17 protein-coding genes are annotated in these 17,636 nt (G+C 41.6%); 12 read left to right on the top strand and 5 right to left on the bottom strand.

The window, feature by feature from the left end; all coding sequences use genetic code 11:
• Nucleotide 1 precedes the first annotated feature (1 nt).
• The 3 genes from DXK30_RS04255 to gmk form a co-directional block, all read right to left on the bottom strand.
• On the bottom strand, nt 2–2,200 hold the full coding sequence (locus DXK30_RS04255) for a RelA/SpoT family protein (RefSeq protein WP_114700589.1): 2,199 nt from the start codon (nt 2,198–2,200) through the stop codon (nt 2–4).
• A 339-nt stretch (nt 2,201–2,539) separates the two neighbouring features.
• Nucleotides 2,540–2,800, bottom strand: a complete 261-nt coding sequence (gene rpoZ, locus DXK30_RS04250) for a DNA-directed RNA polymerase subunit omega (RefSeq protein ID WP_068403827.1) — start codon at nt 2,798–2,800, stop codon at nt 2,540–2,542.
• Nucleotides 2,801–2,974: 174 nt separating this feature from the next.
• Nucleotides 2,975–3,601 (bottom strand): guanylate kinase, encoded by a 627-nt coding sequence (gene gmk, locus DXK30_RS04245; RefSeq protein ID WP_114700588.1) that lies wholly within the window; start codon nt 3,599–3,601, stop codon nt 2,975–2,977.
• 373 nt (nt 3,602–3,974) lie between these two features.
• Between gmk and ispH the strand changes: the two genes are divergently transcribed.
• The 11 genes from ispH (at nt 3,975) to DXK30_RS04190 (ending at nt 14,299) form a co-directional block, all read left to right on the top strand.
• Nucleotides 3,975–4,931 (top strand): 4-hydroxy-3-methylbut-2-enyl diphosphate reductase, encoded by a 957-nt coding sequence (gene ispH / locus DXK30_RS04240; RefSeq protein WP_114700587.1) that lies wholly within the window; start codon nt 3,975–3,977, stop codon nt 4,929–4,931.
• 53 nt (nt 4,932–4,984) lie between these two features.
• Entirely contained in the window at nt 4,985–5,233 is a 249-nt protein-coding gene (locus DXK30_RS04235) for a hypothetical protein (RefSeq protein WP_114700586.1), read from the top strand.
• A gap of 54 nt (nt 5,234–5,287) precedes the next feature.
• A complete protein-coding gene (locus tag DXK30_RS04230; protein ID WP_114700585.1) occupies nt 5,288–6,103 on the top strand; it encodes a thioesterase family protein in 816 nt (271 codons plus the stop codon).
• A 534-nt stretch (nt 6,104–6,637) separates the two neighbouring features.
• A complete protein-coding gene (gene htpG / locus DXK30_RS04225; RefSeq protein ID WP_114700584.1) occupies nt 6,638–8,599 on the top strand; it encodes a molecular chaperone HtpG in 1,962 nt (653 codons plus the stop codon).
• A 320-nt stretch (nt 8,600–8,919) separates the two neighbouring features.
• Complete coding sequence (locus tag DXK30_RS04220; RefSeq protein ID WP_114700583.1) at nt 8,920–10,401, top strand: C13 family peptidase; 1,482 nt, start codon at nt 8,920–8,922, stop codon at nt 10,399–10,401.
• Nucleotides 10,402–10,513: 112 nt separating this feature from the next.
• Entirely contained in the window at nt 10,514–11,404 is an 891-nt protein-coding gene (fghA, locus tag DXK30_RS04215; RefSeq protein WP_114700582.1) for an S-formylglutathione hydrolase, read from the top strand.
• 229 nt (nt 11,405–11,633) lie between these two features.
• Nucleotides 11,634–11,915 (top strand): TIGR03643 family protein, encoded by a 282-nt coding sequence (locus DXK30_RS12900; protein WP_390178022.1) that lies wholly within the window; start codon nt 11,634–11,636, stop codon nt 11,913–11,915.
• A gap of 114 nt (nt 11,916–12,029) precedes the next feature.
• Nucleotides 12,030–12,719, top strand: coding sequence for a ribulose-phosphate 3-epimerase (rpe, locus tag DXK30_RS04205; protein ID WP_057761380.1), 690 nt, complete (start codon nt 12,030–12,032; stop codon nt 12,717–12,719).
• Nucleotides 12,720–12,930: 211 nt separating this feature from the next.
• Nucleotides 12,931–13,329: a hypothetical protein gene (locus DXK30_RS04200; protein ID WP_227670810.1), complete on the top strand. Its 399-nt coding sequence runs from the start codon at nt 12,931–12,933 to the stop codon at nt 13,327–13,329.
• A gap of 124 nt (nt 13,330–13,453) precedes the next feature.
• The gene (locus tag DXK30_RS04195) at nt 13,454–13,765 is read left to right on the top strand and encodes a hypothetical protein (protein ID WP_057761376.1); all 312 of its coding nucleotides are present in this window, start codon (nt 13,454–13,456) and stop codon (nt 13,763–13,765) included.
• Between the two features lie 222 nt (nt 13,766–13,987).
• On the top strand, nt 13,988–14,299 hold the full coding sequence (locus tag DXK30_RS04190) for a hypothetical protein (RefSeq protein WP_101205798.1): 312 nt from the start codon (nt 13,988–13,990) through the stop codon (nt 14,297–14,299).
• A gap of 185 nt (nt 14,300–14,484) precedes the next feature.
• Here DXK30_RS04190 and rpmG read toward each other — a convergent pair whose 3' ends face one another.
• Together rpmG and rpmB are read right to left on the bottom strand one after the other, a co-directional pair.
• A complete protein-coding gene (gene rpmG, locus DXK30_RS04185; RefSeq protein WP_010201403.1) occupies nt 14,485–14,640 on the bottom strand; it encodes a 50S ribosomal protein L33 in 156 nt (51 codons plus the stop codon).
• 128 nt (nt 14,641–14,768) lie between these two features.
• Complete coding sequence (gene rpmB, locus DXK30_RS04180; protein ID WP_057761372.1) at nt 14,769–15,005, bottom strand: 50S ribosomal protein L28; 237 nt, start codon at nt 15,003–15,005, stop codon at nt 14,769–14,771.
• Between the two features lie 484 nt (nt 15,006–15,489).
• Between rpmB and DXK30_RS04175 the strand changes: the two genes are divergently transcribed.
• On the top strand, nt 15,490–17,619 hold the full coding sequence (locus DXK30_RS04175; protein ID WP_162799510.1) for an Ig-like domain-containing protein: 2,130 nt from the start codon (nt 15,490–15,492) through the stop codon (nt 17,617–17,619).
• Nucleotides 17,620–17,636 lie beyond the last annotated feature (17 nt).

Below are 17,636 nucleotides of genomic sequence, written 5' to 3'. Positions count from 1 at the left end.
ATTATAATTGATATAATCGTATGATGTTAGGAAAACCTAGCAACGATCGTAACTCACGAATGCCCTGTGCTAAATGATTACGACTACGTACTACAATATGAATGATAGTATCAGTATTGCGAACATCAACGGTCTCGACACCCATATGCAACTGGCGTAAATGATAGATAACTTCACTGATTTGTTCATCACTAAGCGCAATAGAGAGCTTTAAATAGGCAGGAAAACGAATCTTGCCGCTATTTTTTAGGTCATGCTCGCCGATGTCACCTTGTTTGATCGCATTATCATTACGCCAACGTAATTGGATCACCTGATAAGGGTTGTCTTTGCGGATATCGTCTAGTGAGAAACACTTATGTCGATGTACGACTAAACCATGACGTGATAAATGTCCCACAATAGGGTCGCCATATATCGGATGACAGCAATTGGCAAAATTAAGCTCAACGCCAGCAGCGTTTGCAATGAGCTGTTGCGGTTGGGTCATATCATCGCTATGTACTTGTGCCTGTAGATCGCTCAGCTCATCGCTAAATAATCGTGTCACGACTAATTGAGGAAGCAGCGTACCTGAACTTATTTGTTCAAATAAGGCATCTTTGGTAATTAATCCGCGCCATTCAGTGAGGTCTTTCCAGTCTGCTTCTGTTAAATCATCAAAACTTTTCTGATGAGTTTTGAGCGCGCGATCCAGTGCTTGCCTGCCATGGTGTTGTTTATCAGCAATAGATAGATCCTTAAACCAACGTAAGATCTCTTCACGTGCTTTATTGGTTACCACGAAGCCTAACCACTCAGCTTTTGGTTCTGAGTGGCTATTTACCTCTATCTCAACTGACTGGCCATTTTTTACCACGGTGCCAAGTTTTGCAGCTTTGCCATCAATATTTGCCCCAACGGCAACGTTACCAATCATAGGCCCGACCGCATAGGCGAAGTCTAGCGCCGTTGCACCCTGTGGAAGCTCGTAAGCACGCCCTTGAGGACTATAGCAAATAATTTTACTGGAGTGCAGATAATCCATTAGCTCATTAATGGTAGAAACTGCCGCTGAAAAATCAGGGCTGTTTTCATTCAGATTGTCTTCATCGACCAAGTCTTTCATGTTACGTAATGACGCTTGGATAACAGATTGACTAACATCAGATGCATGCTCAGCCCCGATGACACCAAGTCTTGCAGCACTCTGCATTTGCTTGGTCAATATAGTGACTTTTACCACATCATTATCACGCTCATAGATGAGAGTGAGGGATTGATTACCACCTGGTAGTGGCCGACGAATATTATCAGCAATATGGGTATCATCGATCTGATACTTTTTAATCAAATAATAAGCCAGTTTGTCACAAGCTTCGATATTGTCGAGGACGATCTCAAACGCATAGTGACGTAGTAGCGTGTTAATTTCACCGCGATTGCGGAAAAACTGACGATATATGACCACGCGATTGTCTAAGACTTTTACTAGGCCATTAAGGTCCAAATTATTTAGAACGATACTTAGGTAACGATGAATAGCTTCTCTTTGAAAGTTACGTCCAAGTCCATGCTGTAATAATTTGTCAGCCAGCTTATTGTACATATCAGAGTCTAGATTGCGATAACACAATACCTCGATATAGTCAGCAATATCGTTCAGACCCATTAATCGTGCAAATGGTACATAAAAATCTAAGGTCTCTTGAGCTGTTGTACGCTGTTTTTCAGGACGTACGGCATCAAGCGTAGACATATTATGCAGGCGGTCAGCAAGCTTAATAATCAATACGCGTGGGTCAGCGAGTGTGGCAGTCAAAATTTTATGGAAGGTGGCAGCTTTGTTCTGCTGCTTATTATGTGAAGAAGACTTTAGCTTGGTCACGCCATCAACCAGCCTTGATACTACCACGCCATAACGCTGTTTGATTTGTTCATCACTTACTTCCGTGTCTTCGACCGTATCATGCAGGATTGCTGCAATAATAGTATCTCGATCTAGACGAAAGCCAGCCAATATCTCAGCGACAGCGATTGGATGAGTGATATAAGGTTCCCCTGATTTGCGCTTGTCTTTAATGTGCGCAATGTCTCCGAACTCACAAGCATCAACAATATCTCGGCGCTCAGCAGCAGTAAGATAACCCACTGAACGTAGCAAGTTATATTGAGCGTCATCGACGAGATGATGACTGAGTTTGGGTAGGGTTTGACTCATAAACTAATGATCCTATTTTCCATGAACTACTTACTAGGCAGTTTACCGAAATAAATGGCTGCTAAATAACAGCCTAACATACAAAATTTAAGGATAAGTATGCCACTCTCTAATTAATCGCAAATTGCTTTCAATGTCAACTAATAAGCGTGTAGGCGGTGAAAAAAGTTAACTCAGTGGTCTATTTCGTGGACAAGTGATTGCCAAAATAGCCAATACATTATTATTACAACCAAAAAACCACAGCCTATGCTGTGGTCTCTAGAGTTGATCAAGATGTGTGCTTATTTTATAAAAACGCTACTGGCTTTATAAAATACATCTTATCAAAATAGCTTATTAGAAGCTGTGGTCGCCTGACAATGCTAAATCTAATGAGCTAGTAGCAAAATTATGCTCTGGCTGATTTAGAATGTCGCGTGTGATTTTGCCAGCGGCAATTTCACGTAGTGCCAATACTGTAGGTTTGTCGTTATCAACGTCAACCATTGGTTCAGCAATACCTTTGGCCAATTGGCGGGCGCGTTTGCTTGCGACCAAAATTAGCTCAAAGCGATTATCAACATTATCCAAACAATCTTCAATCGTCACTCGTGCCATAAATAGCTACCTCGGTTGTTTTTATTAGTAACGGACCTTGCCCGCCACTCAATAAAAATGATATCAAATACATAAAGGGGGATAGCTAAATATTATATCATTTTTTGCTGAGTGGCGTAGTTGCTTTTTATATCTACTTATTAGATAAGCATCTGACGAACGTTGCAGCCTAGTTTACTCTTCTACTTGCTTATTTAGCAAGTTGCTAATCGTGCGATGATAGCGTTGCTGCTGACGACTAAGTGTTTGTCTATCTGCCACGATAATCGCTTTAAGCTCAGCTAAGGCTACATCAAAATTATCATTGATCACTACATAGTCAGCATTCACATATTGTGCCATTTCGGTGACCGCGCCAGCTAGACGGCGCTCTATAACTTCTACAGAATCCTGCGCACGGGTTGAGAGACGTTGACGTAATGTCGCAATGCTGGGTGGTAGAATAAAAACCATAATGGCATCGGGAAAGATATTTCTGATTTGCGTCGCCCCTTGCCAGTCAATCTCCAAAATAACGTCAATACCCGCCGCTAGCTGGGTACGTACACTTTCCTCTGACGTGCCATAATAGTTACCAAATACTTCAGCATGCTCTAGAAATAGACCCGCATTGATACCATTGGTAAAACTATCGGTATCTGTGAAATGATAGTGCTGACCATCAATCTCGCCCGGGCGCGGGGTGCGAGTCGTATGTGAGATACTGACCGTTAAGTCGTTGGTCGTAGCAAGCAACTGTTTAACCAGTGAGGTCTTGCCAGTACCTGAAGCGGCAGTAACAATGAATAATGAACCTGTCATACAATTTATCCTAATAGAAGGTGTCTTGGTAACTCGTAAAATGTATCGTAATAAATGCGTGTTGATAAAAAATTAAGCAGTGCCTCAGCCAAAAATAAAGACTGGAAAAAATAAAAAACGCCATCATGTATGGCGATAGAAATTATAATAGATGCGTTATTATAAACTGCTTTTATACAAGTTAAAGCTGGTTTTGCAATATGTCATTAGTATGCTGAGGTTTGCCCACAAAATATTGCTATAAGTAGACAGCTATTTTAGAGAGCGATAAAAGCAAATTATGCTAAAGTAGAGCATTGGTTTTGCCCCAACTTTTGAATGAAAACATTCAAAATACGTTTTAACTATAAATTATCCAATGATAGGCCTTTTTATGCAAATTTATCTTGCTAATCCTCGTGGATTTTGTGCTGGTGTGGACCGTGCAATTGCAATTGTTAATGAAGCACTGACACGTTTCGAGCCGCCCATTTATGTCCGTCATGAAGTTGTGCATAATAAGTTCGTGGTGTCGGACTTGGCCAATCGTGGTGCGGTGTTCGTTGAAGAGCTTCACGAAGTACCAGACGGATCTGTTGTTATCTTTTCTGCTCATGGGGTCTCTAAAGCGGTTGAAGATGAGGCTGGTCGCCGTGATATTACAGTGTTTGATGCGACATGCCCATTGGTTACTAAAGTACATATTGAAGTGGCAAAGTTTGCGCAAGATGGGATGGATGCAGTGTTGATAGGACATGCAGGGCATCCGGAAGTCGAAGGTACTATGGGGCGTTTCAATCGTCGCCATGGCGGACAAATTCATCTAGTCGAAGATGAGAGTGATGTGGCCGCATTGACTGTACAAGATGCCGAACGCTTGGCATTTGTGACTCAGACAACCTTATCGATGGATGATACTGCTCGCGTTATCGATGCACTGCGTGAAAAATTCCCTAGTATCCAAGGCCCTCGCAAAGACGACATTTGCTATGCCACTCAGAACCGCCAAGATGCGGTAAAAGATTTGGCCAGTCGCTGTGAAGTAGTCTTGGTAGTCGGTTCGCCAAATTCATCAAACTCTAATCGCTTACGAGAGCTGGCTGAGCGTATGAATTGCCGAGCGTATCTAATCGATAATGCCAGTGAGATGGATAAGCGTTGGTTAGATGGCGTCCAAAGTATTGGCGTGACCGCTGGTGCATCCGCGCCTGAGGTGCTGATCCAAGAAGTACTGCAGCAGTTGCAAGATTGGGGTGGTGATTTGCCCAGTGAGCTATCCGGTATTGAAGAAAACGTAACGTTTAGTCTACCGAAAGCGTTGCGGATTCCTGTCACTCAGGTTGGTAAGTAACTAGTGTTTACGTTTGTATTTGTATGAATCATCATTTATATGGATAAGGTCGCATGAAAGAACCAAAAGCCCGCTTTGTATTGTCAGAGGCCACGCTCGCTGAAGTCAACAAACAACTGAAACTTAACATGCTAGTGATGGCAGCAGTGGTCTTCGTATTGTTTATGAATATTATGAAGTTTATGGCAGAAAAAAGCTTTTTTTACGCGATGCTCGCAGTAGTCATGATTTGTTTATTGTTTTTCATACAAAAAGCTCGTCGGATTCTCACGCTAAGAAAACAAGAGCTTATCCATAAATAGAAAGTACAAGCATAAATAAAAAATACAGGTGAAAGTGCCAAATATAGGATAGCTATGACTGCTTATTACAAATTTATTAAACGAGAATTACAAGAAGACGGTGTCAGTGTGGCGTATTATCAGCCAACCAAGCATGCTCAAGGTGCTTGGAATGAGCATGAGCAGCACATGGCGCCAGCAACAGGCCTATTAACAGCCGAGATTAATAGCTTTGCGCCACAACCTAATATTCGTATCGCACGTGTGAGTCTTGATATCTTGGGGCTAATACCGCTTGATGATTTTACTATTACTACTCGCTGTATTCGACCAGGTAAGACTATTGAGCTGATTGAAGCGGTCATGAGCAGCCGTGGCCGTGACGCCATTATAGCAAGAGCGTGGCGACTGATTACTCAAGATACCAGTGAGATTGCCGGACTTGAAGATCAACCAGCAGAATACAAACCTGAAGAATTGCCAGTTTGGGAAGGTATGAAAGGCTGGCCGGGCGGCTTTATCGAAAGCGTACGTCTAGTAGCGACAGAAGACCGTCGTGCTGGTCGCGGTATGGTATGGATTACCAATGATCTAGACATGGTAGAAGGTAAGCCGACTGATGACTTGGTGCATCTGTTAGGTATGGTCGATACTGCCAACGGTGTTGTACCAAGATTGGGTCTTGGTTTATCTAAGTTAGAGTGGATGTTTCCCAATACTGATTTGCAAATCCATATGCATCGCTCGCCAAAAGGTCGCTGGCTCGGTATCGAGGCTGTACAACAATATGGCGATGATGGTATCGGACTGACCAGTGCAGTATTGCACGATGTACAAGGGCCTTTTGGTCGTAGTGAGCAAATCCTTACTATTCGCCCGATGCCACGTTAAAAAACTAAGAGTCAGTCATTTTATAGTTTTGAAAAATGAAACGATAAATTGTAATCAATTAATTATACAAATAATAGAGAAATGGTTTTAATAGTAGCTAACAAGACGATATTACTAAAAAGATAATATTACTAACAAGTCAATGTTAATCGACATAGAGGTTACTATGAAAACCTACACTCAATTTTCAAAAAAGCTGACGACTCTCTGGGATATATTGATAGAAGCATATTCAGAATAGTTGCTGTTGTTTGCACTTTGATTGCTACATCAAAAAATGACTGAGCAATTAAATAACCGAGTAAGCAAAAACCGAGCAAGCAAATAACTGATACCAGAACACCGCCTTGGTAAACAAGCGCGGTGTTTTTTGTTGAATAGGGCTTTTGAGCTTGAATTTTTTCTCAATGCCCCTATTAGTATAGACAGTTTAACGGTATTGCATACGGCGGGTTCTCTAACATTATGAGAGCATCTTTAGTGAGTGTATCGTTATCTGATAATAGGTCTTTCATAGAATTTAAAGGAGTTTTTATGAGTGAAGCAACTCAAGCTGAAGGTCTGAATCCAGAATTAAAAAAACATACGTTTGAAGCAGAAGTGGCGCAGCTACTGCATTTGGTAACGCATTCACTATATTCTAACGCTGATATTTTTGTCCGCGAGTTGGTATCTAACGCCTCTGATGCCTGTGATAAGTTGCGCTTTGAAGGTACAAATGATGATAGCCTTTATGAAGATGATGGCGAATTAAAAATCCGCATCGCTGTTGATGAAGCTGCTAAAACTATTACCTTTACCGACAACGGTATTGGTATGAACGAAGCCGATGCAATCGAAAACTTAGGTACGATTGCTAAATCAGGTACCAAAGCATTTTTGGACAAATTGTCTGAATCACAGAAACAAGACGGTCAATTGATTGGTCAGTTCGGTGTTGGTTTTTACTCGGGTTTTATCGTGGCTGATACCATCAGTGTCGAATCACGCAAAGCGGGCGAGCCTGCGGATAAAGGCGTACGCTGGGTATCAGATGGTACTGGTAGTTTTACTGTTGAACCTATTACCAAAGACACGCGCGGTACGGCGATTACTTTGCATCTAAAAGAAGAATATAGCGAGGGCGAAGATAACTACTTGGATCGCACCAAAATCAAGCGCTTGGTTAATAAATATTCTGACCATATCAGCCTGCCGATTCAGATGCGTAAAGAGATCTGGCAAGAAGATGTAAAAGAAGACGAGAACGACGACACGCCTGCTGGTGGCCAGATGGTGCTCACTGATGAGTGGGAAACAATCAACAAAGCCAGTGCACTATGGACTCGCTCAAGCTCTGAAATTGAAGATGATGAGTATGTCGATTTTTATAAGAATATTTCTTATGACATGGATGCGCCGCTTACTTGGACGCATAACCGTGTAGAGGGTCGCGTACAGTATACGCAGCTACTATATATCCCTAAAAAAGCGCCAGTCGATCTATATACTCGTGAGCAGCAGCATGGTCTAAAGCTTTATGTGAAGCGCGTCTTTATCATGGACGAAGCTGAGCAACTGCTACCGATGTATTTGCGTTTTGTGAAAGGTGTGATTGATTCAGCAGATTTACCATTGAACGTGAGTCGTGAGCTACTACAAGAGTCACGTGATGTAAAATCTATCCGTGATGGTAACGCTCGCCGTATCTTAACCTTACTCGCAAGCCTTGCGAATAGCGAAGACAGTGATAAGCAAGAGAAGTTTGCCCAGTTCTATGCAGAGTTTGGTGATGTCATCAAAGAAGGCCTAGGCGAAGACGCAGGCAATCAAGAACGTATTGCTAAGCTATTGCGTTATGCTACCAGCACCCAAGACGGTTTGGTAACAAGCTTCGAAGATTATAAAGGTCGTATGAAAGATGGCCAAAAAGCCATCTACTACCTCACCGCTGATAACCTAGCCGCTGCGAAAAACAGCCCGCAACTTGAGCTATTTAAGAAAAAAGGCATTGAAGTTATCTTGATGACCAGCCGTGTTGATGAATGGGCAATGAACTTCTTGACCTCATTCGATGAGACACCGCTGCAAAACATCGCCAAAGGCGCAGTAGACCTAGGCGACTTGCAAGATGATGAAGAAAAAGCGGAAGCGGAGAAAGCCCAAGAAACGCTAAAGCCTGTTGTTGATAAATTAAAGGCTGCATTGGGCGAGCGTGCCAAAGACGTCAAAGTGTCTACTCGTTTAGTCGATAGTCCAGCTTGCTTGGTTGTTGGTGAAGGTGAGCTATCGCCACAAATGATTCAGATGCTACAGCAAATGGGTCAGGACGTACCAGCAAGTAAGCCAACGCTAGAAGTAAATCCTGATCATCCACTCATCAAGAAGCTTGAAAGTAGTGATCAGTTTGATGATCTGGCGCAAGTCATTTTTGATCAAGCATTATTGGCAGATGGCGGTCAGCTAGACGATCCAGCCGCTTACCTAAAACGCGTCAATGAGCTATTGATGAGATAATGTTTAGTAATTAGCAAAAAAGGGAGGCTTTATATAAGAGGCCTCCTTTTTTATTTGAATTTTTAGCCGAATTTGAGTGAATTTTACAAATCAGCCTTATCCTCTTAACCGACAATCCGTTACAATCGCGATAGATTAGCGAGCTAAAATATTAGGCAATGCTAGTCATCTTCTATAATCACTCCATCGTGAATTCAATATAAATCGATGTCTGCATGCTGTACAAAAAATCGTCAATTGATTGCACCGCGCGGCTGTTACATTAAGATAATTATCATTGAGTCATTTTATTTTTCTCGACTGGCTAGAGGTCTAAGTCTTTGTCACTTACGTCGTTAAAAACCGTCTCGCTTCAGCGTTTTTCGCTCAATTTCGCTGCCAATATTATTGCAACCTTGTGGATGCTAGTGGGCTCAACACGGGCTTTTTCTTGGGTTAAACCCACTTTTGTACAGTTTGCCGTATTTGCGCTATTGGCGCTTGGTAGTAATGTCTTATTTTCATGGTTAGCTGCTGAAAGTGGCAGCATATTTAATGAGCAAGGATTGGTTAGTTATTTGATCTGGCCGATGATTATTTTGCTTGGTGGTATCATTTTGGCTCGGCGAGCGAGCAACCAAGCATTGGTATTTGTACCAGTAGTACTATGGTTGGTCGCTGATACATTATCAGCCCTATTACAGAGCTTGGTGCAGTTTTTTGGTAGCTATGGTTGGTTGCCAAATTGGAGTTATTCGTTCTTACCAGTACTGTTTTTAGTATTGTTCTTATGGCAAACGCTAGCTTTACTTTGGATTTTCTCCCGTCGTCTGCGTATACCATGGTGGGAGCGAATCATTGTATTGGTCGGTGCGGTAGCATTGCTGACTATCTGGCAGCGTAATGTCGCAGATCAGCCAATTTTTAAGCAAATACCTGTAGAGCCTGTATTAGAAGAGGCGGCACTGTATCAGCAGCCACGTCTATTACAGCAAGCATTGGATAGTATAGACCCAAGTATCGATGGCAAAACCGACTGGTACTTTATGGGAGTCGCAGGATTCTCTGATCAAAACGTCTTTCGCTCTGAGATTAACAAGGTGCGCGAGCTGTTTGATGTGCGCTTTGGTACCAGTGGGCATTCACTATCGCTGATTAACAATACTTATAGCTGGTTAGACGAACCAATTGCTACTAAGACCAGTATTTTGCGCGGCTTAAAGAAAATCGGTCAGCAGATGAATGCTGATGAAGATGTATTGTTCCTGACGTTGTCTTCACATGGTAATCAGGATATCGTTCAGCTGGCAAATCCGCCGCTTGCGATGGATAATTTAGATGCTACCTGGTTGCGTGACGCGCTAGACGCATCTGGTATTCGCTGGCGTGTGATTGTGGTGTCTGCTTGCTACTCAGGTTCGTTTATTGACGAATTGGCATCGCCAACCACGGTAGTTATTACTGCATCAGCCGCTGACAAAGCATCATTTGGCTGCACAAATACAGCTGAGATGACCTATTTTGGCCAAGCATTTTTTGCTGAAAGTTTACGAGGGAATACCAGTTTTGAGTCGGCCTTCAAAGATGCCAGTATACGGGTCAATGAGCGTGAGAGCGCCATGGGCTTTGAGCCATCAGAGCCGCAAATGGTCATTGGTAGCTTAATGGAGACAGCATTGCCTGCGTTTGAGCAAGTATTGTTTGATAAGGCGCGCCCATCCGTTGCTAGTATTACAAATAGTGCTACTTCTACAACGGTTAATATTTTACCTGACAGTGCTACTAATCTATCGGTAGACGAAGTAGAAATAGCCGTTGAATAAGCACAAAGTAAGATTTGGCATTTAATAAATTCCAATATTAGATTTACTATTAGATGATGAGCATTTATTAAACATCACCATTGGTTCTATTTTGAATAAAAGGATATCACTCATGCAAAATTCCTATAGTCATAGTTTATCTAACAATAAACAGCTTACCCAAAAAAGTGTGAATCGCTGTTTCAACGGTGAGCAGCATTATTATAGTCACGAGTCGACGTCTACCAAAACCTCTATGACGTTTAGCATTTATCTACCTGACGAAGCTCTGGCTGGACGACGTTGTCCTGCGATATTGTACCTATCAGGTTTGACATGTAATGCCGATAATGTCACTCATAAAGCGCATTTTCAGCAAAAATGCAGCGAGCTTGGTATGATACTTATCGCACCTGATACTTCGCCCAGAAGTAGTGAAGACAGCGATGTGCCAAATGATGAGCGCTATTTTGTCGGTCAAGGTGCAAGCTATTATGTTGACGCGACCCAAGCGCCTTGGTCAGACAACTTCAATATGCAAAGCTACATCGTTGATGAGCTATATGACTTACTACGTTCAGAGTTTCCCATCCACAGTATCGGTGTCACAGGACATTCAATGGGTGGTCATGGCGCGTTATTGCTAGGGTTTAAGTTCCCCAGTAAGTTTGTCAGCGTATCGGCTTTATCGCCAGTATGTGCGGCTAGTGAGTCTGCATGGGGGCAAGCTGCCTATACAGAGTACTTTGGTGATGATAAGTCTCTATGGGCGCAAGCCGATGCCTCACAAATGATTGAAAAGGTCGGTCAGCAGTATTCGAGCATCTTAGTTGATCAAGGCGCAGCTGATAACTTCTTAGCAGAAGGTCAGCTACAGACTTCTAAACTACAAGATGCTTGTGCAAAAGCCAAACAGCCCTTAACATTACGTTATCAAGCGGGGCATGACCACAGCTATTATTTTATCCAAACGGTGATTAATGATCATATCGAACATCATTGGCATATGGCTCAAATGAGCTAAGATGTCCTGCAGATGACCGTGATACATTTTTCGATATTCCATTCATGCTCAACAGGTGATTTTTATGGCAAGTTATCAAGATTTGACAGCTTCTAATTTAAAGAATAAGTCAGCAGATACGAGCTCTACAAAAGCGACTATGCAGGCTGATATGGATGCTGCTCTACAAAAAAAACAACGTAGCAATGATTGTAATGATGAAGTGTCTCAAGCTAAGTCAGACGAGCTGATTGCAAAAACCGTCAACGACGCTGGCGATAGAGTACTTGATGATGTGCAAATATCTCGCGTGATAGAGATGGCGTGGGAAGATAGAACGCCGTTTGGTGCTATAGAGCATAGCTACGGTCTCGATGAGACTGGGGTTATCAAACTCATGCGCCAAGAGCTAAAGCCGTCATCTTTTCGCTTATGGCGTCAGAGAGTGAGCAATCGCTCTACCAAGCATGAGGCAAAGCGCTCTTTTGAAGTTGGCCGTGCTTATTGCAAAACTCAATATAAGCAGCGTTAAATAATTAAGTATTTAACATCAATATATAGAAGGCTCTCAGCATATGTGAGACGCTTGGAATTTTCTTTTTAATTTATCAATATCTTATATAAACATGAATTAGGTAGCTCAATTATGAACAGTCCTGCTAAACCTTATCTTATTGCCCCGTCGATACTCTCAGCTGATTTCGCGCGGTTGGGCGAAGAAGTGGAGAAGGTACTAGAGTCGGGTGCCGATGTGATTCATTTTGATGTAATGGACAATCATTACGTACCCAATTTGACGTTTGGTAGCATGATTTGTAAGGCATTGCGCGACTATGGTGTTGAAGCGCCAATTGATGTACATCTGATGGTTTCACCTGTCGATAGTATGATTGAGCAGTTTTTGGAAGCGGGTGCTAGTATCATTACCTTCCATCCAGAAGCCAGCGCTCATATCGATCGCTCACTTCAACTGATCAAAGATGGCGGTGCAGAATGCGGTTTGGTATTGAACCCAGCGACCCCGCTGCATTATCTTGATTATGTTATGGATAAAGTAGATCAGATTTTATTAATGAGTGTGAACCCGGGCTATGGTGGACAGTCGTTTATCGATAGTACTTTGGATAAAGTCCGTCAGGTGCGTCAGCGTATCATTACTAGTGGTCGAGATATTCGATTGGAAGTTGATGGCGGTATCAAAGCCAGTAATATACGTGCGATTGCTGAAGCGGGCGCTGATATGTTTGTCGCGGGTTCTGCGATTTTTAATCAAGAAGATTATAAAGCGGCTATCGATGAGATGCGCGCAGAGTTGCTATTAGCCAACAACAGCTAGCAAGTGTTATATGGTTAATAAACGCTATTAGCCATACAATAATAATATTAGAATGTGTTGTATAACTTATGACTATATAGTTAATACTCCATTAAAGAGCTATAGCGTTAACCGCGCTTGAAGTATCGCATATACATCTGCACTCAGTTGCCTTGTATCTCTTTTAAATTGAGTCAGCTATATATAACGGTCAGTCACGTAAAGGTGAAATATGGACACAAACAATTCTACCAGTTTAACAGAACCTTCTGAGCAAGTAAAATCTCATGAAACGTTGAACCAGCAGGCTAAGCAATCACTTGATAGTGAAACACCGCAGCGCAGTTTGGTACCTAGAGGCATTACCATTGGCTTAGCGATGTTTGCACTTGTACTTAGTTTGGCAGGTTATGGCTTTCGCCTGATGGTAGGTGATGACGTTGAAACCGTACTGCGTCATGCTGCGGTCATTGTGCCTGCATTTATGCTAGGCATTCCGCTGTTTTTTTGGGTAGGCTCTCGCATACTCAATAAAGTTAAAGGCCTGCATATCGAAAGTTGGAATGCGATTAGTTTGGGCTATTTGACTTCTTGTATATCGATGCTATGGCTGATGGGTACTTACAGTTAAGTAGTTTCGCTGTAAATATATTGTTTCTTCAGGCCTATATTATTTATTCGCGCCTACATAAAATCGTAATATTTTATATTTTTAATCATTAAGCCATGTTCTACAAGCATGACTGGAATTTTATATGAGAATCGTACCAGCCAGTATTGCTAAAATTATCTATCCTAAAGACTTACCAAATGGCTTATTTACCAGCTTAATTATCGCTTGTTTGTTAATGGGATTGGCGTCATTACGTCACGGAACCGACTTACAAGGTTGGCTAAATGTCATTGAGAATTGGCTGCTTATGCTGCTGATATTGCCCACTGCGACGGCCACCGTTGCACTGCCATTTAAGTATCGTGATCCTAGCCTTGAGTTAAAGCTGGTTTATTACCTTGGAATGTTTGTGGCCTTCTTATTTACATTAGGAAAGTTGCGTTATTGGCACTAATATATACAAATGACATGGCATTTAAGTTTGCTTTTATAGCGAAGACTTATGTGACAGCCCTTGAATTTCAATGTTAAAGCGTCCATTGTATGAGTAAGACAGATTTACCCGCGTTACTGTAAGACGATAGATTTGCCGAATGAGTTTGTTTTTTAAGAAATGACTGCTTTGCAATGACTAGTTTCTCTAACAGTACTAAACGGGATAATAAGGAACACATTAATGCCATACGATATCGATAATGATATAGAAGTAGATAACGAGAGTAGCGATCAGTTTGCAGGATTTGCCAAAGAAACCACGTTAGAATTGGTGGAAGCAGATGATGGTAGATTGTTGTTGCGTGATGCTGAACAAGACGAAGCGCCGCTGATGACTATTGATTTTTCTGACAAGCTAAAAGAGCTACTTGGTAGTGACACTCAAGCCATTGGTCAACATATGATTCATGCTGCGATTCAGGTTATTATGCAAAAGCAAATGAGTAAATGGCATGCGCATGTATATGATAAAGAACCAACACACTACAGCTAATCTTTGGTTATTTTTGAGCACCAGTTAAACCAAATACCAGTCAAAGCAAATAATTGAAGATATAGCTTAGTAACATCAAGCTACAGCCATAAAAAAAGGGTTTATCAATTGATAAACCCTTTTTTTGTTCAAATAACTTCTTTATAGAAAGTATTTATAAAAATGCCTTCTACAAATGATGGCAGTTATTTGATTTTAGCTTCTTTAAAGATCACATGCTGGCGTACTTTTGGATCAAACTTTTTGATTTCCATTTTGCCAGGCATAGTGCGCTTGTTTTTAGTAGTGGTGTAGTAATACCCAGTACCAGCTGTTGATACTAATTTAATTTTATCTCTCATGATAGCTTTCCTGTAAATGAGGGGTCTTCAAACGATAGGTACGTGTCTCAAAGAGTGAGTTGCCACAATTAATGTAGCAAAACAGCAGCTTAAATGATGAGAGTCATCATCCAGCTGCTATTTTTAACTTAAACTTTTTGACCTTGTGCGCGTAGATCCGCTAACACTTTATCGATACCAAGTTTGTCAATGATGCGCATACCTTTGGTAGACACACGTAGACGTACAAAGCGGTTTTCAGACTCTACCCAAAAACGATGGTTGTGAAGGTTTGGTAGAAAGCGACGACGGGTTTTGTTGTTTGCATGCGAAACATTATTACCCACCATAGGGCGCTTTCCAGTCACTTGGCAAACTCGAGACATGGCGAACTCCTAATCTATGAGGTATGAGTTTTTCTCATACCAGTCTGGGCAAGTTGCACGTTTTTGCGGCATGGACACAGCAAGCGGCAGCTTTGCACCAAACAAAACTATATGAAGGTTGAGCTGGTTTTGCTGCTATCTAAAGGCAAATAACAGGCTGACCAATTCAGAAAATTTTAAAGCCGACATTTATACCATAAAACAGATGAATACTCAAATATTTTTACAATAACTGTCGAATTAAAGGAGGGCTATTATACCCTGAAATGAGCGCTCTATGTTGTTGATTGTTTAATAGTAAAGATTAATTTTTAGTTGTAAGTTATAACAAAAGTCAGTAAAGTTGCTGTTATATATTTAATACAATCTGTTAATACACCAGTATTACTGTAAATCTATGTATCATTACCAATCTATTTTGATTCTGGGTAATGATTTTTTGCTTATTTGCTCAGATAAATTACTGCTCATGCGGAGTCAAAACATGTCATATACATCATCACCTACTTCCAAGCTATTTCAGTTAACAGCGCTCACATTATCATTAGCTCTAGCAGGTTGTGGCGGTGGTGATGGCACTGATACGATTGCGCCAGAGCCTGATTTGGGTATAGAACAGCCTGATGTAGATAATGGCGATGACGGCGGTACTGAAGAGCCGATAGGTGCTTTAAATATCAGTAGCAGTCAGTTAGTCGATGTAGATGATAATACGATAACCTCTATCGGGCTAGAAGGTGCTTACTATGAAGTGGTAGTCACTGATGATAATGGTCAACCTCTTGCCAATACAAAAGTAACTTTCTCAATTGATGCACTAGGCGTTGACTTATCACAAACGACATCAGGTGCTACTTTGACCAACAGTGATGGCGAAGCTCGTATATTTTTGAAGCCGAATGCACCTGACGTATCTGGCGCTTATGTTATTACTGCAAACGCTAGTAATGATGACAATACCGCTATTAGCAATTTAACTTTTTTGGTACAAGCTACCAATGTGAATCTAAGTGCATTACAGATTACTGACTCACAGCTGACTGCAGGTGGACAGACGGCGGTATCTTTAAAAACCACTGATACGAGTGGTAACGCCATTAGTGGTGTACTGGTCAACTTAAATGCTCCTTGCGGTCAGCTACCTGAACAAGTTACCTCCGATGAAAATGGCATGATTGATTTTGTGTACAAAGCCATTAACGTCGATAATACTTTGTGCAGTGGTGCTGTGCGAATATCAGCCAGTACTGGTGGCGTTACTCAATCAGCTAGCGTTTCTATACAGGCTCCTGAAGCAACATCCATTGTCTATACTGCCAACGATCTAACACTAGGCATTCAAGGTAGTGGTTCTTCTGCAACAGGCGCAGTTGAGTTCACAGTATTTTCAAATAGAACGCCACTTGCTAATTCAGAAGTTATCTTATCATTAGAAAAATCACCTTTAGGCTTAACTTTTGGTGTGTTAGGTAATAACCAACAGTTTAGAGCTAGAACTGATGAGAACGGTCAAGTCTCAGTCAATATCTACCCGGGTACAACACCAGGTCCAGTAGAAATAAAAGCCACCTTAGCCAGTGATACTCGCATCAATGCGTTATCGAAGGGTATTTCTATTGCCAGCTCTAGAGTAACCCAAGACGGCATTAGTTTATCCTTTGGAAAGAACGTATTAGATTGGAGCTTAGACGGTGATAGTACGCCAGTAGTAGCAAGACTGGTAGACCGTAATGGTAATGCCGTGCCAGATGGTACGGTAGTTAACTTCACCGCTGAGGGTGGCAAAGTATCACCTGCTAGCTGTAACACCGATGACGGAGAGTGTAGCGTCACATTTTCAACACAAAATCCGCGTCCTGGTGATGGTCGTGTGAGTCTATTAGCGGTAGCTGAAGGTGAGAAAGCGTACATCGATCAAAATGAAAATAATGCATGGGATCAAGGCGTCGATACCTTGGTTCATAATATAGGTGATACTTTCCGCGATGACAATGAGAATGGCACTTTTGAGATTGGCGAATTTACTTATCCTCTAACCACCCAAGCCAATCAAGCTTGTGAAAACAATGTTCGTCAGTTCATACAGTTAAAATTTCCGTCTTCTAGTGAACAAATAAAAGAGGCATTCGAAAACAACTTTATTAATAACTTTGTGTCTCCAAATAAACCGATGACTTGTAACACAGAGCTTGATGCTATCGTTCGCTATGAGCGTATTCAGTTATTATCAAATGGTAGTAACCCTACTTTTACTCTATTAAATAATATAGGCATTCCTTTACAATCCCAGGTTATCACTGAAGGAAGTACTCGAGTTAATATTCGTATAAACAGTGGTGGTTTTTATGAGTTGAATCCAATGCCATCTGGTACAACGATTTCTGGCTCTGTTGTTGACAAAACCGATGGAGAGGATAGTGGGAGTTGTACGGTAGAAATGATCGGAGGACCTGAAGAAGTGCCAGCAATAGTGTCTACTGGCAGTCCTGGAGATAATACAGGGACCATTAATACTTATGCCTTAGATCAATGTGAGGCTGGGGATTTCTTTAGAGTATCTGTCACTAGCCCTAATAGTGTTACTACTGCAGTAACCTATACTATCGTCGAGTAGAGTCAATAGAGTAGTAA

This window comes from Psychrobacter proteolyticus (genome assembly GCF_003350005.1).
Lineage (GTDB): Bacteria > Pseudomonadota > Gammaproteobacteria > Pseudomonadales > Moraxellaceae > Psychrobacter > Psychrobacter proteolyticus.
The sequence above is the reverse complement of the archived record's forward strand: the minus strand, read 5'-3'. Positions and strand labels throughout refer to the sequence as shown.

What these genes read in the sequence shown, in the direction of transcription:
- rpmB (WP_057761372.1), bottom strand. Translation starts at nt 15,005, where the DNA reads ATGTCTCGAGTTTGCCAAGTGACTGGAAAGCGCCCTATGGTGGGTAAT.
- gmk (WP_114700588.1), bottom strand. Translation starts at nt 3,601, where the DNA reads ATGACAGGTTCATTATTCATTGTTACTGCCGCTTCAGGTACTGGCAAG.
- htpG (WP_114700584.1), top strand. Translation starts at nt 6,638, where the DNA reads ATGAGTGAAGCAACTCAAGCTGAAGGTCTGAATCCAGAATTAAAAAAA.
- DXK30_RS04175 (WP_162799510.1), top strand. Translation starts at nt 15,490, where the DNA reads ATGTCATATACATCATCACCTACTTCCAAGCTATTTCAGTTAACAGCG.
- rpe (WP_057761380.1), top strand. Translation starts at nt 12,030, where the DNA reads ATGAACAGTCCTGCTAAACCTTATCTTATTGCCCCGTCGATACTCTCA.
- rpmG (WP_010201403.1), bottom strand. Translation starts at nt 14,640, where the DNA reads ATGAGAGATAAAATTAAATTAGTATCAACAGCTGGTACTGGGTATTAC.
- DXK30_RS04195 (WP_057761376.1), top strand. Translation starts at nt 13,454, where the DNA reads ATGAGAATCGTACCAGCCAGTATTGCTAAAATTATCTATCCTAAAGAC.
- rpoZ (WP_068403827.1), bottom strand. Translation starts at nt 2,800, where the DNA reads ATGGCACGAGTGACGATTGAAGATTGTTTGGATAATGTTGATAATCGC.
- DXK30_RS04230 (WP_114700585.1), top strand. Translation starts at nt 5,288, where the DNA reads ATGACTGCTTATTACAAATTTATTAAACGAGAATTACAAGAAGACGGT.
- DXK30_RS04190 (WP_101205798.1), top strand. Translation starts at nt 13,988, where the DNA reads ATGCCATACGATATCGATAATGATATAGAAGTAGATAACGAGAGTAGC.
- ispH (WP_114700587.1), top strand. Translation starts at nt 3,975, where the DNA reads ATGCAAATTTATCTTGCTAATCCTCGTGGATTTTGTGCTGGTGTGGAC.
- fghA (WP_114700582.1), top strand. Translation starts at nt 10,514, where the DNA reads ATGCAAAATTCCTATAGTCATAGTTTATCTAACAATAAACAGCTTACC.
- DXK30_RS04255 (WP_114700589.1), bottom strand. Translation starts at nt 2,200, where the DNA reads ATGAGTCAAACCCTACCCAAACTCAGTCATCATCTCGTCGATGACGCT.
- DXK30_RS04235 (WP_114700586.1), top strand. Translation starts at nt 4,985, where the DNA reads ATGAAAGAACCAAAAGCCCGCTTTGTATTGTCAGAGGCCACGCTCGCT.
- DXK30_RS04200 (WP_227670810.1), top strand. Translation starts at nt 12,931, where the DNA reads ATGGACACAAACAATTCTACCAGTTTAACAGAACCTTCTGAGCAAGTA.